Raw genomic sequence first — 16049 nt, 5'->3', positions numbered from 1 at the left:
AACGGAGACTGGAAAGGAAAAAGCATGAAGGTACGCAAGCTTGCGGTTGCCCTGGCTCTGGCGGGAGGGCTTGGGTCCGGCGTCGCACAGGCCCTTGGGCTGGGTGAAATTGAACTTCAGTCCTATCTGAATGAGCCACTGGATGCGGAGATTGTTCTGCCCCAGAGCCGTGGCGTTGATCCAGGGGATGTATTCGTCAACATTGCTTCGGAACAGGCATACGAACGGGTGGGGCTGGATCGCAACCAGTTTCTCAGCAAGCTCAGGTTCCAGGTGGTTACCCGTAACGATGGCAGTCTCGCTGTTAACGTTTCCTCGCGCGAGCCCCTGAGGGAACCGTACCTCAATTTCCTGCTGGAAATGACCTGGCCGAGCGGTCGATTGATGCGTGAATACGCCGTTCTCGTTGATCCGCCTGTATACGCAGAGGACTCGGGGATACAGGAGCAGGTTAATGTACCTGCGGCGGCTTCCACGGAAACGGCCCGCCAGCCAGCAGCAACCCGCAGCCAGGAGTCTTTGCGCCGTCAGTCGCAGGCCGAGCGGTCACTGGGCGCGGGATATCAGGCGGATACCTTCGGGCCAACCGGGTCATCCGATACCTTGTGGACTATTGCTTCCCGCGTACGCCCCAATGACAACGTTTCCATGCAGCAGGTCATGCTTGCAATACAGGACCTGAATCCGGATGCATTCATCAACAATAACATCAATCGCCTGAAGCGCGGCGAAGTGCTCCGTGTACCCTCCATTGACCAGATACAGAGCCGGACGCGTGCTCAGGCAATCCGCATCGTCAGCCAGCAGAATCAGGAATTTCAGTCGCCCCGGCGTACCGTTGATGCAACTGCGAGCCAGCGGCAGCAGCCTGTGGTCCAGGAGCCGGCGGCGGGTGGTGATGAGCTGAAGCTGGTTGTCTCCGGGGAATCCGGTCGCGATACGTCCGAAGGCGGCTCGGCCGGCGGGGATGGCCAGCTGCCTGGTGGCGTTGACGCCGGCACTGCTGTTGCGATGGAAGAGCTGGAAAGCGCACGACGTGAAAATACAGAGCTGAACAGTCGGGTAGAAGATCTTCAGGATCAGGTTCAGACACTCCAGCGTCTGCTTGAACTGAAAAATACCCAGCTTGCCGAGATTCAACAGGCAACCGGGGCTGACTCTCCAGAGCAGGCTGCCCCTGGTGAGAGCGAGGCTGCCGGTACTGCGGCGGCTGAGGACGTGACACCTCAGGAAGAAACCGCCGTTGCGGATGAGAAGGCCACCGGAGAGGTTGAGCCCGCCGTGTCCGGTGAGCAGGCCGAACCCGGATCGGAAACCGCTGAACTGGCGGGGGCTGAAGATGCACCGGAAGGCGCGGCCGCCGATGCTGCCTCGCCATCTGATGAACAGGTCATGGCGGAGGCTGGTGCCGGTACCGACGCGACTTCTGAAGACATGAGCGAAGACGTTACCGGGCCAGCCCCTGCGGCCTCTCAGCCTTCGCAGGCTGCAGAGCCCGAACCAAAGCCGGCACCTCAGGCTCCTGCTGCAGAGAAGGGCTTTCCGGCTAATGTTATTGATGCGATCACCAACAACCCGATGTACCAGATTGCCCTTGGGGGTGGCCTGATCATTCTTCTGTTGCTGCTCCTGCTCCTTGCCCGTCGCAATGCGAACCGGGAAAAGGCGTTTTACGAACAGCTGAACAGCGAAACGGAGGAAGGTACAGATTCCTTTGATCTGAATCTGGATGAGGGCGATCAGGAATCAGTCGCCAGTGACGCCCTCGAAGAAGCAGACACGTACATAGCCTATGGTCGTCACGATCAGGCAGCACAAACGCTGGAAACAGCAATCTCCCGCGAACCAAGCCGCACTGATCTGCGTCTGAAGCTGTTGGGTGTATATGCCGATATCCAGGATCGTGAATCCTTTGAAAGGCAGTTTGGTGAAATCCAGGCACTGGATGACGAGGAAGCCCTGACGACAGCGAACGAGTTGCGGGCGAGACTGGAAGAAGCGGAGTCCATGCCTAGCATCGATGACCTTGAATCACAGCTTCGCTCAGACTCCTTCGCGGCCTCTTACGATTCCGAAAAGGGGGCGGGTGACGACTCGGTTCCTGGTGAAGACTCGGTTCCTGGTGAAGACAAACCTGCATCTGAAGAGCTCTTGGCGGATCGGTTCGATTCGGAGCAGGAAGAGCCGGCCGAGAACGAATTTGGTGACTTCGATTCCGATCTTTCAGACTTTGATCTGAATGAGTTTGAAGAACCGGAAGCTTCTGGATCGGAAGACCAGAAAGAAGAAAGCAAGGATGACCTGATCGAATACGACCTCTCGGGCATTGAACTCGAGTCCGGAGAAGAAAAAACTCCTGAGCCTGGGGAGTCCGGTGAGTGGGATATGTCCTCAGAGTTCGGGATGGATCTTGATGAATCCGCCGACCCTGAAACAAAGCCCGATGAGGTCGAAGAAGATCTGGGTCTGGAGCTCGACGAGAGTGATCTGGGGGAAGAGACGCCAGCGGGTGAGTCGGGTGAGGCTGCCGATGAGGTCAGTCTGTCTGAAGAAGACTCTGAAGCTGATATCGATTCTCTGGACGAGTCCTTTCTTGATGAACTTGATGCCGAGCTCGACAAGGTAGCCGGTGAAGAAGAGGACGAGCTGGGCGGTAGCGAGATGGAAGAATCCTCTCTGGATGATCTTGAGCTGGATGTGTCAGATGAAGACCTGGCGCTGATGGAAGAGTTCTCCGATTCCGCGGATTCGGCGAATCACGATGAGGAAGAGCCCGCTTCCCTGGATGAGGAACTGGGCCTTGAAGACACCCTCGCAGAAGGCGATGTTCTGGGCGATGCCGAGGAAGCCGGTCCTGAAGAGACCGTTGAGGGGGCCGAGGAGCTTGAGCAGCAGGGCGCTGCAGATGGCCTTGATGACCAGGACCTCCCGGCTGACGTCGATGAGGCTTCAGATGAAGATCTGGACTTGCCCGTTGCATCCGATGAGGTGGCCGGGGAGTTTTCCCGTTCGTCTGTTGCTGATATTGACGAGAACGATCTTGGGGATGACGACGACTTCGATTTCCTCGCCGGTACCGATGAGGCTGCCACCAAGCTTGATCTTGCGCGGGCCTACATCGAGATGGGTGACGCTGATGGCGCCAGGGACATCCTCGAAGAAGTCGCCCTGGAAGGCAGCGAAGATCAGAAAGCGGAGGCACAAGATCTCCTTAAAAATCTGTCCTGATCCGTTATAATCGGGTCTGACAGGCAGCAAGCGCCGGCTGCCGGGTTGACTCCCGGCATCAAGCCGGCGCTTTGTTTTTACAGAAACATACTTTCCGGATTCGCACTTGTTTCTTGAAACCCAGCAACTCACCACGGATAACGCCATCGGTGCAGGGCGCGTCGCGCTTGCGTTTGAGTACGATGGCCGCAGTTTCCACGGCTGGCAGCTCCAGAAATCCGGCGTCCGGTCGGTCGAAGCCGAACTTACCAAAGCGGTCGCAAAGGTCGCCGATCACCCCGTGGATCTGGTTTGTGCAGGGCGCACAGACGCCGGTGTTCACGCGAGTTACCAGGTTGCCCATTTCGATACCCCTTCGGTGCGGAACCTCCGATCCTGGGTGATGGGCATCAATACCGCATTGCCTGATGATATTTCCGTGCACTGGGCCGGGAATGGCGAGGGCGATTTCCATGCCCGTTTTTCAGCCACGTACCGCCGCTACCGCTACATCATCTGCAACCACCCGGTGCGGCCCGGTATCCAGCGGGGGCAGGTGAGCTGGACATTCCGCCCTCTCGATGCCGAGCGAATGCATGAGGCAGCACAGGCGCTGACAGGTGAGCACGATTTCTCGTCCTTCCGCGCAGCCGGCTGCCAGTCCCGAACGCCGATCCGTTTCCTGGAAAGGATCTCGGTAACCCGGAAACGTAACTTTGTCGTAATTGATGTGCAGGCCAACGCATTTTTGCATCACATGGTGCGGAATATTGCCGGGGCGTTGATGGCGGTGGGTTCAGGGAAGCAGCCAGTAGAGTGGATTCATGAGATACTGGCTGCCAGAGACCGGACAGTGGCCGGTGTTACCGCGCCTCCCCATGGTCTGTATCTGGTTGATGTGGGTTATCCCGGTGAGTTCGGTTTGCCTGCTGCCGAGTGTGGCCCCGGCTTTGTGAGGCCGTGGTACAGTCGGGCGGAAAACCGCCCCCTGACGCCCACACATATCCATCTCAAGCAACGGGTTCTGAGCCAATGAGCGCACGCGTAAAAATATGCGGCCTGACTCGCCCTGAGGACGTTGATGCGGCGGTTGAATGCGGCGCGGACGCTCTGGGGTTCGTCTTCTATGGGCCAAGCCCGCGGTCAGTCAATGCGGATCAGGCCGCGGCTCTGGTTCGCCGCATCCCTGCGTTTGTGTCCGTTGTCGGCCTGTTTGTGAATCCCTCTCGGCAGGAACTCGAGACAGTGCTCGACAAGGTCCCGCTGGATCTTCTGCAGTTTCATGGCGACGAAACTGCCGCTTTCTGCTCAGGCTTCGGGCGCCGCTGGATCAAGGCCGTCCGGGTTCGGGAATCCGGTCAGATCGAGCGTGCGTTTGAAGAGTTCCGGGACTCTGCCGGTTTGCTGGTAGATGCCTGGGATCCGGAAAAATACGGCGGTACCGGGAAGGGCTTCAACTGGGAGCTGATACCGGAGGACCGGCCACTGCCGCTCATATTGGCCGGCGGGTTGTCATCTGCTAACGTATTTGCCGCGGTAAACCAGGTGAAACCGTGGGCGGTGGATGTCAGCGGCGGTGTTGAACAAGGCAAAGGCATCAAGGATATCCAGAAAATTTCTCATTTTATCAAAGAGGTTCACCGTGTCTGTAAAACTGACTGAAGAAATGCTGAGCGCACTGCCGGACGCGCGGGGTCACTTCGGGGCCTTCGGTGGGCGGTTTGTTTCCGAGACTCTGATGGATTCCCTGATGACACTCGAGAAAGAATATAACCGCCTCAGGAAAGACCCGGAATTTCAGGCGCGGTTCGACAAGGAACTGGCGGATTACGTGGGCCGGCCCACGCCTCTTTACTTTGCCGAGCGCCTGACCCGGGAGACCGGCGGTGCGCAGATCTGGCTCAAGCGTGAAGATCTTTGCCACACCGGCGCCCACAAGGTGAACAACACGATTGGCCAGGCACTGCTCGCCAGTTTCCTGGGGAAGAAACGGATTATTGCAGAGACCGGTGCCGGCCAGCACGGTGTTGCGACGGCAACGGTCTGCGCCCGTCTGGGGCTTGAGTGTCATGTGTTCATGGGTGCCGAGGACGTTCAGCGCCAGTCTCTGAACGTCTTCCGTATGAAGCTGCTGGGCGCTCAGGTCCATGCCGTGCAGAGTGGCTCTAAAACGCTGAAGGATGCCATGAACGATGCCATGCGGGACTGGGTGGCGCACGTTGATAACACCTTTTACATCATTGGCACTGTGGCGGGGCCACACCCGTATCCGATGCTGGTTCGGGATTTCCAGTCGGTAATCGGTCGTGAAACCCGTCGTCAGTGCCTTGAGAAGACCGGTAAATTGCCAGATGCACTGGTGGCCTGTGTCGGCGGCGGTTCAAATGCGATAGGTATGTTCTATCCGTTCCTCGCGGACGAATCCGTGGAGCTGTATGGGGTTGAAGCCGGTGGCCTGGGCATTGAAACCGGAAAACACGCGGCACCTCTCTGCGCCGGTCGGCCGGGCGTGCTGCACGGTAACCGGACCTACCTGATGGAAGATGAGAATGGCCAGATTGCCGACACTCATTCTGTCAGTGCCGGCCTGGACTACCCGGGTGTCGGGCCGGAGCACAGCTGGCTGAAGGACATTGGCCGGGCCCACTATGTATCGGTCACCGACGATGAAGCTATGGAAGGTTTCCGCAAATTGACCCGCGTTGAAGGCATCATGCCCGCCCTGGAAACCGCGCACGCGGTGGCTTACGCCATCAAACTGGCGGCAACCATGGACAAAGACCAGACCGTGGTCATCAATGTCTCCGGCCGCGGCGACAAGGACATAAACACCGTTGCCAAGCTTGAAGGCATCGAGATCTGAAGAATCAACAGGAGCAGGCATGAGCCGAATCGAAGGGGTTCTCAATACCCTTAAAGGACAAGGTCGCAAGGCACTTATCCCCTACATTACCGCCGGAGACCCGCATCCCGATGTGACGGTAGATCTGATGCATACCCTGGTGGCGGCCGGCGCTGACATTATTGAACTGGGGGTGCCATTCTCGGATCCGATGGCGGACGGTCCCGTCATTCAGCTGGCCTGCGAGCGGGCGCTGGTCCATGGAACCTCCCTCCGGCAGGTTATCGGCATGGTCAAGGAGTTCCGCACGACCAACGACAGCACGCCGGTGGTTCTGATGGGGTATCTGAACCCCATGGAGGCGATGGGCTATGAAAAATTCGCGGATGCGGCCAAAGACGCGGGTGTGGATGGCATCCTGACGGTCGATCTGCCGCCGGAAGAGGCCGACGAGGTGGCTCCTCTGTTTACCGAGCGCAATCTGGATGCCATCTTTTTGCTGGCACCGACCACGACTGATGACCGGATCCGTGCAATCAGTGAGCACTCTTCCGGTTATGTGTACTATGTTTCAATCAAGGGTGTGACAGGCTCTGCCACAATCAACGTGGAAGAGGTTGCCGCAAAAGTGAACCACATTCACGAACTGACAGCGCTTCCCGTGGGCGTCGGCTTCGGTATCCGGGATGCGGAAACGGCTGCTGCAGTCGGCCGGGTATCCGATGGTGTAATTGTTGGCAGTGTCCTGGTCGATACAATAGCCAGAAATCAGGCAGATACCGGCCAGCTCAAACGAGCATTGACGGATCTGCTCCACCCGATGCGTGAAGCGCTGGACAGCCTGGCCTCCTGATTTATCAGGGGTGAGGGCAAACAGGCATCAAAGGACAGGATGAAACCATGAGTAACTGGCTGGACAAGATCATGCCGAGCAAGATTCGCTCGGAATCCAAGCAGAGAACCGGTGTGCCGGAGGGGCTGTGGAAGAAATGCCCCAAATGCGGCGCCTTTCTCTACAAGCCGGAGCTTGAGAAAAATCTCGATGTTTGCCCGAAATGCAACCACCATCTCAGGGTTAATGCCCGTCGGCGCCTGGATGTATTCCTTGACGAGGACGGCCGGGAAGAGATTTCGGCTGAGCTTGAGCCATGGGATCGCCTGAAGTTCAAGGATACCAAGCGCTACAAAGACCGTCTGTCCCAAGCCCAGAAGGCGACAGGAGAGAAGGACGCCCTGATTGCAATGAGGGGGACGACTCTGGGTGTTCCACTCGTTGCCTGCTCCTTCGAGTTCAACTTCCTCGGCGGTTCCATGGGTCAGGTGGTCGGCGAGAAATTCGTTCAGGCCGCCAACGTCGCTCTGGAGCACCGCATTCCCCTCGTCTGTTTCTCGGCCAGTGGCGGTGCGCGAATGCAGGAAGCGATTCTGTCATTGATGCAGATGTCCAAAACCGCTGCTGTTCTGGAGCGTATGAAACAGGAAGGAATTCCCTATATTTCGGTCATGACGGACCCGGTCTTCGGCGGCGTTTCGGCCAGTCTGGCAATGCTGGGCGACCTGAATATCGCCGAGCCAAATGCGCTGATCGGTTTTGCCGGGCCACGGGTCATCGAGCAGACGGTTCGTGAAAAGCTTCCTGAAGGGTTCCAGCGCAGTGAGTTCCTGCTGGAGCACGGGGCGATTGATATGATCCTTCACCGCCACCAGATGCGGGAGCGGATTGCCCACGTTCTGGCCAAGTTCACTGGTCAGGAACGTCCGGGCACGGAAGAGCCTATCGAGTTTGATGTGTCAGAAAAGCCCGAAATCGATGCCCCCACCGAGTAGCCGCTCTGTCCGGCCCCCGGTTTCTCCGGGGGCTGGTGCCACAGTTGACCGGTGGCTTGCCTACCTCGAAGCGATACACCCGACCGAGATTGACCTGGGGCTTGATCGGGTCCTGATAGTGTTTCGTCGGCTCTTCCGTCGCAAACCGGAAGCACGCATCATCACTGTCGCCGGTACCAACGGCAAGGGTAGTGCGGTTGCAGCGGTTGAGGCTCTGTTGCGGGCTGCGGGGCGCCGCACCGGAGCCTACACTTCGCCTCATCTCCAGAGCTACAACGAGCGTGTTCGCCTGGACGGTACCGATATCTCGGATGCAGAACTGGTAAAGGCGTTTGAGGTGGTTGAGGCAGCCCGGGGAAAGGTCTCTTTGACCTATTTCGAATTTGGTACACTGGCGGCGTTCGTGGCCTTCGCCAATGCGGGCGTCAATCACTGGATTCTGGAGGTTGGTCTGGGCGGGCGGCTGGATGCAGTGAATGTTCTGGATGCCGATTTCGCCATACTGACATCGGTGGACATCGATCACGTTGCCTTTCTTGGCGATAACCGGGAGGTTATCGGCTTTGAAAAGGCCGGCGTGCTGAGGCCGGGTATCCCCGCGGTCTATGCCGACAATGATCCGCCCCGTTCCGTGCTTCAGCAGGTTGCGGCGCAGAAAGTTGATCTGGCACTGCTGGAGCGTGATTATCACCTGTCACCGCGTGAAGGCGGCAGAGATTCGAATTCCGGTCCGGCTCTGGAATATGGGGGCCAGTTGATTCGCTTGCCGGCCGGGCCGTTGCCGCTGAAAAGTGTCGCTGCGGCAGTCGTGGCCATCCGCAATCTTGAGCCGGAGCTGGATAGTGCTGCGATCGAACAGACCCTTTCCAGCTTGAGTGTCCCCGGTCGATTCGAGTTGCTTGGAAAGCGTCCGGATATCTTTGTGGATGTGGGCCACAACCCTCATGCTGCGGGCTGGTTGTCTGGCCAGTTGGAGAGCCTGAAAACGCCGGGTAAAGAGGTTCACGCCGTTTATGCGGCGCTGGCCGACAAGGATGTTGAAGGCGTTGGCAGAGCCATGGCCGGAGTAGTGGATCACTGGTACCTGGCGGGGCTTGATGCTCCCAGGGGGCTTTCCGGGGCAGTCCTGAAAGACAGGCTGTGGGCCGCCGGGCTGACGGCTGTGAGCGCCTCCGAAACCGTCCTGCAGGCACTGAATACCGCATTGTCGAATGCATCAGCGGATGATCTGGTGGTTGTTTTCGGTTCGTTCCATACCGTCGCCCAGGCTCGGGAAATTCTGCTTCACTCTGCGTCACAAAAGCGAGCCCCGGGGCTGACCTGACTGCCTTAAACTTTGTCCATGGCAGCGGGTCTGCCTTTGAGTTCCGGCTGCCGGACGGTTAGTATCTGCGGGTAGGCGTCTCTCGCGGCGCAGTCACAACAGCGCAGTCACAACAGATGGGAGCCTGGTAACGTGGATGGATTGAAACAGAGAATAATCGGGGCGTTGGTACTCGTTTCCCTGGCGGTTATCTTTGTTCCCATGCTTTTTGACGAGCCTCACTCGGAACGCAGTTCCACAACTATCAAAATTCCGGAAGAACCCCCTTTCCCTGAAGTTGAGGCGCCTGAAACCGAAGTGGCACCGGCGCCTTCCTATGAGCTCAGCGAGAACGCACCTGATGTGCCTGAACCTGGGGCAGGGGAGAGCAAGGACTCGCCCGCGTACCGGATTCTTGAAGAAGGCTCCGATTCCGCGCCCGTTGCCTCCGCGCCCGTTCCTGAGGTCAGGGAGCCCGCTGAGCCGGAAACGGCCGAGTACGAGCGCTCCCTTGAGGGCGCCTGGGTGGTCCAGCTGGGAAGTTTTGGCAACGAAGACAATGCCCGCCGGTTGCGGGACAAGGTTCGGGAAAAGGGCTATGGCTCTCACCTCCAGGCCGTAGTCCGTGGAGATACCACGCTTACCCGGGTTTTCAGCGGTCCGTTTGCCACCAGGTCGGAAGCCGAAGCAGCAAAACGAGCCGTGGATGATGCGTTTGGCGTGAACAGCCTGATCACGTCCGGCGAAAAATAGCCACGCTCAAGCGGTTTTATGTGGGTAAGGCGGTTTGGCGAACCGGGGTTTCCTGATAGAATTCGCGCTTCCTTTTCTCCACCGGGTTTTCCATGGAAGCGCTGATCTGGATTGACTGGGTCATTATCGCCCTGATTACAGTTTCCACGCTCATCAGTCTGAAGCGGGGTTTCGTAAAAGAAGCTCTGTCTCTGGTGACCTGGGTTGGCGCGTTCATCCTTGCCAGAACCTTCCATCCACAAATGCAAAGCCTGCTGGAAAGCACGGTAGAAACGCCCCTGGTCAGGCTCATTGCCGCCTTCGCCATACTCTTCTTTGGAACGCTCATTGTCGGAGCCATCATTAACAACATGATTGGTCACCTGATCAGGGTCACAGGGCTTTCAGCCACGGATCGGGTACTTGGCATGGGGTTCGGGCTCTTGCGAGGTGTTGTGGTCGTGATTGTCGCCATCGCCTTCACCCGATATACCCCACTGGCACAGGATACCTGGTGGCGAACGTCCATTATCATCGATCGCCTTGCGGTGGTTGAAGACTGGTCCCGGCGGACCCTGGGCGATGAATTTGCGCGTTTTCTGGGGCCTGCGCCCGAGGGTGCGCGAGAACCGGAACCCGGTACACTGCAGGAAGGCGTGGAACCCGCGTCTGCGTCCCGCTAACATTCAGTTTTAACACTCGGAGAACACCTTATCCATGTGTGGCATTGTCGGCATCGTCAGTACTTCCAACGTCAATCAGTCGCTCTATGATGCGCTGACTGTACTTCAGCACCGGGGCCAGGACGCGGCGGGCATTGTTACTTTTCAGGATGATCGTTTTTACCTTCGCAAGGATAACGGGCTGGTGCGGGACGTGTTTCACACCCGGCATATGCGCCGCCTGGTCGGTAACGTGGGTATCGGGCATGTGCGTTACCCGACAGCCGGCAGTTCCAGTTCCGCCGAAGCCCAGCCGTTCTATGTAAACAGCCCCTACGGCATTACCCTGGCCCATAACGGCAACCTGACCAATGCCGATGATCTCAGCAAGGACCTGTTCCGGACCGATCTTCGCCACATCAACACCAATTCGGATTCGGAAGTGCTGTTGAACGTGTTCGCCCATGAACTGCAGAAGCTGGGTAAGCTCGATCCCACCAAGGACGAAATTTTTTCAGCGGTAAGCGCCGTGCACAAACGCTGCCGGGGTGCCTATGCCGTGATTGCGATGATTACCGGTTACGGCATTGTCGGCTTCCGGGACCCGAACGGAATCCGGCCGGCCTGCTACGGCGAGCGAACCGCTGAGGATGGCCGGAAGGAATACATGATCGCCTCGGAAAGCGTGGCTCTGAGTGCCGCGGGTTATACCCTGGTTCGTGATATTGCGCCGGGCGAGGCCGTCTATATCGAAACCGACGGCACCCTCTACACCCGTCAGTGCGCCGAAGATCCGCATCTTTTCCCGTGTATTTTCGAGCATGTGTATTTCGCCCGCCCGGACTCCATCCTTGACAAGGTGTCGGTCTACAAGGCGCGCCTGCGGATGGGGGAGACCCTGGCCGAGAAAGTTCTGCGAGAGTGCCCGGACCATGATATCGATGTGGTGATACCGATTCCGGACACCAGCCGGACCTCCGCCATGCAGATGGCCCATCGCCTTGGGGTCAAATTCCGGGAAGGCTTTATCAAGAACCGCTACATCGGCCGGACGTTCATCATGCCTGGCCAGAAAATGCGGAAGAAGTCCGTTCGCCAGAAGCTGAACCCGATCGATCTTGAGTTCCGGGGCAAGAATGTGATGCTGGTGGACGACTCGATCGTGCGCGGCACCACCTGTAAGGAGATTGTCCAGATGGCGCGGGATGCGGGTGCCCGCAAAGTCTATTTTGCGTCGGCAGCGCCCCCCGTTCGCTACCCGAACGTGTACGGGATCGACATGCCCTCTGCCAGCGAGCTGATTGCTCACGACTGCACCGTTGAAGAGATCCGGGAGCTGATTGGCGCGGACTGGCTGCTCTATCAGGACCTGGATGATCTGGTAACCTGCGTCAGTGACGTGAATGACGATATTGAGGGCTGGGAGTGCTCGGTCTTCACCGGTAAGTATGTGACCGGAGATGTCGATGCGGCCTACCTTAACCGGCTCGAAGAACTGCGCAACGACGACAAACGTTTCGAGAGTACCGGAGCCACATCCAGTGATAACGGTATTATTGATTTGTACAACGACGAAGACTGAAGCCGCCGTATCAGGCAGGAGACGTTGATGACCTTACGCCGCGAAGAAGCTGTCTGGATTCCGGAATCGGATCTTGAGGGTATGTCCGTTGATACCCTGGCGGTGAGGGCGGGGCAGATCCGCACCGGCCAGCTTGAGCACAGCGACGCCATATTTCCCACGTCCAGCTTTGTCTACGGCAGCGCCGCCCAGGCGGCTGCCCGTTTTGGCGGAGATGAGCCGGGCAACATCTACTCCCGCTTCACCAATCCGACGGTTCAGGCCTTCGAAGCCCGGATTGCGGCCATGGAAGGTGGCGAGCGGGCGGTGGCAACCGCCTCCGGCATGGCCGCAATCCTGAGCACCTGCATGGCGCTGCTGCAAAGTGGCGATCATGTTGTCTGCTCGCGGGGCGTATTCGGAACCACCAATGTGCTGTTCCAGAAGTACATGGCAAGGTTTGGGGTGGAAACCTCGTTTGTCAGCCTGACGGACATGGAAGAATGGAGCGCATCGGTGCGCCCGGAAACCCGCATGCTGTTCATTGAGACTCCGTCCAATCCGTTGTGCGAAGTAGCGGATATGGCCGGGCTGGCTCAGCTGGCCCGCGACAGCGATGCACTGTTCGTGGTGGATAACTGTTTCTGCACTCCGGTCCTCCAGAGGCCATTGGAGCAGGGGGCGGATATCGTGATCCATTCCGCCACCAAATATCTGGACGGCCAGGGCCGGTGCGTCGGCGGCGTGGTGGTGGGCTCTGAAAAGATGATGGAAGAGGTCTACGGCTTCCTGCGGTCCGCGGGCCCGACCATGAGCCCTTTCAATGCCTGGGTTTTCCAGAAGGGCCTGGAAACCTTACCAATTCGTATGCGCGCCCATTGTGACAATGCGTTAGAGTTGGCCTTGTGGCTGGAACAGCAACCGGCGGTGGAATGTGTGTTCTATGCCGGGCTTGAGAGCCACCCCCAGCACGACCTGGCGAAAAAACAGCAGAAGGGTTTCGGGGGGGTGTTGTCGTTCCGGCTCAAAGGCGCCCGTGAAGAGGCGTGGGGATTCATTGACGCTACCCGGATGATTTCCATCACCGCGAACCTGGGTGATGTCAAAACCACCATTACCCACCCGGCTACCACGACTCACGGGCGATTGTCGCCGGAGGACAAGGAACGTGCCGGGATCACGGAAAACCTGATTCGTATTTCCGTTGGGATTGAAGCAGTTGAAGACCTGAAAACCGACCTTGCAAGGGGCTTTCAGGCGCTTCGGAACGCAAGCACCGACAACGTCTGAGCATTCATGGCCGAATCCGCAAAAGCGAAAAGAGCACCACAGGAACTGACAGAGAAGCAGCTGCGCTTTCGCCGACTGGTTGCACAGGGCGCCCGTGAAGGCGCTGTGATTGCGTTAATTTCTCTCTGCATCTACCTGTCCATGGCACTGGTGACCTTCAGCCCTTCAGACCCGGGCTGGGCCAGTATCGGCCACGACACCAGCGTCCAGAACTACGCCGGTCGCACCGGCGCCTGGCTGGCCAGTCTGTTCATGGATTTCTTTGGCCATGTGGCTTACCTGTTCCCCCTGATGATTGCAGGCTACGCCCTGATGCTCATCCGTCGCCGCAATGATTCCCTGGATCTGCACTGGCCGCTGTTTCTGATGCGCTTTGGCGGGTTTTTGCTGATTCTGCTCTCGGCAACCAGCCTTTTGTCGCTGTACTCGGTGTTCGGCCTTGGCGTATCGTCCGGTGGAGTGCTTGGAACGACGGTGGCGGATGCCATGGTGCGCTTCTTCAACCTGCCGGCAACCACTCTGCTTCTGATTGCTATTTTTCTGTTTGCCCTGACCGTTACTACGGGATTGTCCTGGTTCTGGCTGATGGATCAGGTGGGTAGCCTGACCCTGAAAACCGGGTTGGCGATCAAGGGTTTGTTCAGCGGTGGCCGCAAACCGGCCACGGCCAGACCGGATTCCCGGGAAGGGCCTGCACCAGGGCCTGCACCGAAGGCGGAACCGCCGGTTATCAAGGATCGAATACCCCCGACCGAAAAACCCGGAACTAGAGACAAGGCGACGGGCCGGCGATGGTGGCAGCACATCCCTGGCTTCGGTCCGAAAAAACCGAAAAAGCCCAAGGCAGCTACGAAGCCCTCCGGGGATCGTGTTGAACCGGGTCTGGACGGATTGTCTGCGACTGTTGATCCGGAGCCGGCGCGGCTCGAGAGCTTCAGCTCGCGGGACGAGGCGCCTGCCAGTGCCATCAAGCCTGAAAAATCGCAAAACGCAGCGGCCCCTCAGCCGGCAGGCCGTTCTCTGAAGATTTCACCGTTCAAGAAGGACGAACAGCCGTCCCGGTCAAACGACAAGAGCAACAAACAGCCATCGTTGCTGGAAGATATTGAAAGCCCGATCCCGCCCATTTCCCTGCTTGATCCCCCCGAGGAGCATCAGGAGAAGGGCTATTCGGAAGAATCCCTCGAGCATATGTCCCGATTGCTGGAAGAGAAGCTGGCTGACTTCGGGGTTTCCGTGGAAGTGGTCGAGGTTAATCCCGGCCCCGTTATCACCCGATTTGAAATCAAGCCTGCGGCCGGGGTGAAGGTCAGCAAAATCTCTAATCTTGCCAAGGATCTGGCCCGGTCACTGGCGGTACTGAGCGTTCGGGTTGTTGAGGTTATTCCCGGCAAATCCGTGGTTGGTATCGAGATTCCCAATGAAGAGCGGGAAATGGTCCGTCTCAGTGAAGTGTTGGGCGCGCGGGTATTCCAGGAGTCCAGCTCACCGCTGACCCTGGCGCTGGGTAACGACATCGGCGGCAATCCCATGGTGGCCAACCTGGCAAAGATGCCGCACCTGCTGGTAGCCGGCACCACCGGTTCCGGTAAATCCGTTGGCGTTAACGCCATGCTGCTGAGTATGCTGCTCAAGGCCGGCCCCGAAGATGTCCGCTTTATCATGGTTGACCCGAAGATGCTCGAGCTGAGCATCTACGATGGCATTCCCCACTTGCTGGCGCCGGTGGTCACCGACATGAAGGAAGCGGCCAATGCCCTGCGCTGGTGCGTTGCCGAAATGGAGCGGCGGTACAGGCTGATGGCCAGCCTCGGGGTTCGTAACCTCGCCGGTTACAACCGCAAGGTAAAGGATGCGGTGGCGGCGGGTGAGCCGCTGCTGGATCCGTTCTGGAAGCCGGACGAATACCTTGCCAATGATGAGCAGGAACGGCCGGAACTCGAAACGCTGCCGTTCATTGTGGTGGTGATCGACGAATTTGCCGACATGATGATGATCGTTGGCAAAAAGGTTGAGGAGCTGATTGCCCGGATTGCGCAAAAGGCAAGGGCGGCCGGTATTCACCTTATTCTGGCGACACAGCGCCCGTCCGTTGACGTGATCACAGGTCTGATCAAGGCCAATATTCCAACCCGGATGTCCTTCCAGGTCTCGTCCAAGATCGATTCCCGGACCGTGCTGGATCAGGGCGGCGCTGAACAGCTGCTGGGCCACGGTGACATGCTTTACCTGCCTCCGGGCTCTGGGTTGCCGGTCAGGGTGCACGGGGCGTTTGTGGATGATGACGAGGTTCATCGTGTGGTCAGTGCCTGGAAGGCCCGGGGCGAACCAGTGTACGTGGACGATGTGCTGAGCGGTGCCGAGGGTGAGAGCCTGCCGGGCGTGCCGAACCTGTCCGAAGGCGGCGACAGCGAGGGAGACGCCCTGTTTGACGAGGCAGTTGCCTTCGTCACCGAAGGTCGCCGTGTCTCGATTTCGTCCGTGCAGCGGAAGTTCAAGATCGGGTACAACCGGGCTGCAAACCTGGTTGATGCCATGGAAGCATCGGGCGTGGTGAGCGCCGCGGGCCACAATGGCGCCCGCGAAGTTCTGGCTCCGCCTCCACCAAGAGATTAGGAGTAAGTT

Annotated in this window: 12 protein-coding genes; all 12 read left to right on the top strand. The window is 58.4% G+C overall.

The genetic code is table 11. The annotated features are described in order from the left end of the window. Positions 1-24: 24 nt before the first annotated feature. The 12 genes from D0851_RS02655 to D0851_RS02600 all read left to right on the top strand — a co-directional run bounded on the left by D0851_RS02655 (position 25) and on the right by D0851_RS02600 (position 16040). Complete coding sequence (locus D0851_RS02655) at positions 25-3228, top strand: FimV/HubP family polar landmark protein (RefSeq protein ID WP_117617232.1); 3204 nt, start codon at positions 25-27, stop codon at positions 3226-3228. A 106-nt stretch (positions 3229-3334) separates the two neighbouring features. Further along, positions 3335-4243 carry a tRNA pseudouridine(38-40) synthase TruA gene (truA, locus tag D0851_RS02650; RefSeq protein ID WP_117617231.1) on the top strand — a complete coding sequence of 303 codons (909 nt, stop codon included), beginning with the start codon at positions 3335-3337 and terminating at the stop codon, positions 4241-4243. Then, positions 4240-4869 (top strand): phosphoribosylanthranilate isomerase, encoded by a 630-nt coding sequence (locus D0851_RS02645; RefSeq protein WP_117617230.1) that lies wholly within the window; start codon positions 4240-4242, stop codon positions 4867-4869. Before truA ends, D0851_RS02645 begins: the two co-directional genes overlap by 4 nt. Then, on the top strand, positions 4862-6070 hold the full coding sequence (trpB, locus tag D0851_RS02640) for a tryptophan synthase subunit beta (RefSeq protein ID WP_413773551.1): 1209 nt from the start codon (positions 4862-4864) through the stop codon (positions 6068-6070). The genes D0851_RS02645 and trpB overlap by 8 nt, the downstream gene beginning before the upstream one ends. 19 nt (positions 6071-6089) lie before the next feature. Beyond that, positions 6090-6902 carry a tryptophan synthase subunit alpha gene (gene trpA / locus D0851_RS02635; protein WP_117617228.1) on the top strand — a complete coding sequence of 271 codons (813 nt, stop codon included), beginning with the start codon at positions 6090-6092 and terminating at the stop codon, positions 6900-6902. A gap of 47 nt (positions 6903-6949) precedes the next feature. Next, on the top strand, positions 6950-7876 hold the full coding sequence (accD, locus tag D0851_RS02630) for an acetyl-CoA carboxylase, carboxyltransferase subunit beta (protein ID WP_117617227.1): 927 nt from the start codon (positions 6950-6952) through the stop codon (positions 7874-7876). After that, a complete protein-coding gene (folC, locus tag D0851_RS02625) occupies positions 7860-9200 on the top strand; it encodes a bifunctional tetrahydrofolate synthase/dihydrofolate synthase (RefSeq protein WP_117617226.1) in 1341 nt (446 codons plus the stop codon). The genes accD and folC overlap by 17 nt, the downstream gene beginning before the upstream one ends. Before the next feature lie 132 nt (positions 9201-9332). Further along, on the top strand, positions 9333-9932 hold the full coding sequence (locus D0851_RS02620) for an SPOR domain-containing protein (protein WP_117617225.1): 600 nt from the start codon (positions 9333-9335) through the stop codon (positions 9930-9932). 92 nt (positions 9933-10024) lie between these two features. Beyond that, positions 10025-10594: a CvpA family protein gene (locus D0851_RS02615; protein ID WP_117617224.1), complete on the top strand. Its 570-nt coding sequence runs from the start codon at positions 10025-10027 to the stop codon at positions 10592-10594. Between the two features lie 34 nt (positions 10595-10628). Next, on the top strand, positions 10629-12155 hold the full coding sequence (gene purF / locus D0851_RS02610) for an amidophosphoribosyltransferase (RefSeq protein ID WP_117617223.1): 1527 nt from the start codon (positions 10629-10631) through the stop codon (positions 12153-12155). A 27-nt stretch (positions 12156-12182) separates the two neighbouring features. After that, positions 12183-13424 (top strand): O-succinylhomoserine sulfhydrylase, encoded by a 1242-nt coding sequence (locus D0851_RS02605; protein ID WP_117617222.1) that lies wholly within the window; start codon positions 12183-12185, stop codon positions 13422-13424. 6 nt (positions 13425-13430) lie between these two features. Further along, positions 13431-16040 (top strand): DNA translocase FtsK, encoded by a 2610-nt coding sequence (locus tag D0851_RS02600; RefSeq protein ID WP_117617221.1) that lies wholly within the window; start codon positions 13431-13433, stop codon positions 16038-16040. Positions 16041-16049: the final 9 nt, after the last annotated feature.

It is taken from the genome of Marinobacter sp. Arc7-DN-1 (genome assembly GCF_003441595.1).
Lineage (GTDB): Bacteria > Pseudomonadota > Gammaproteobacteria > Pseudomonadales > Oleiphilaceae > Marinobacter > Marinobacter metalliresistant.
The sequence above is the reverse complement of the archived record's forward strand: the minus strand, read 5'-3'. Positions and strand labels throughout refer to the sequence as shown.

Coding starts and splice junctions, on each gene's coding strand:
- trpA (WP_117617228.1), top strand. CDS start 6,090: ATGAGCCGAATCGAAGGGGTTCTCAATACCCTTAAAGGACAAGGTCGC.
- D0851_RS02645 (WP_117617230.1), top strand. CDS start 4,240: ATGAGCGCACGCGTAAAAATATGCGGCCTGACTCGCCCTGAGGACGTT.
- D0851_RS02605 (WP_117617222.1), top strand. CDS start 12,183: ATGACCTTACGCCGCGAAGAAGCTGTCTGGATTCCGGAATCGGATCTT.
- D0851_RS02655 (WP_117617232.1), top strand. CDS start 25: ATGAAGGTACGCAAGCTTGCGGTTGCCCTGGCTCTGGCGGGAGGGCTT.
- folC (WP_117617226.1), top strand. CDS start 7,860: ATGCCCCCACCGAGTAGCCGCTCTGTCCGGCCCCCGGTTTCTCCGGGG.
- accD (WP_117617227.1), top strand. CDS start 6,950: ATGAGTAACTGGCTGGACAAGATCATGCCGAGCAAGATTCGCTCGGAA.
- D0851_RS02615 (WP_117617224.1), top strand. CDS start 10,025: ATGGAAGCGCTGATCTGGATTGACTGGGTCATTATCGCCCTGATTACA.
- purF (WP_117617223.1), top strand. CDS start 10,629: ATGTGTGGCATTGTCGGCATCGTCAGTACTTCCAACGTCAATCAGTCG.
- D0851_RS02600 (WP_117617221.1), top strand. CDS start 13,431: ATGGCCGAATCCGCAAAAGCGAAAAGAGCACCACAGGAACTGACAGAG.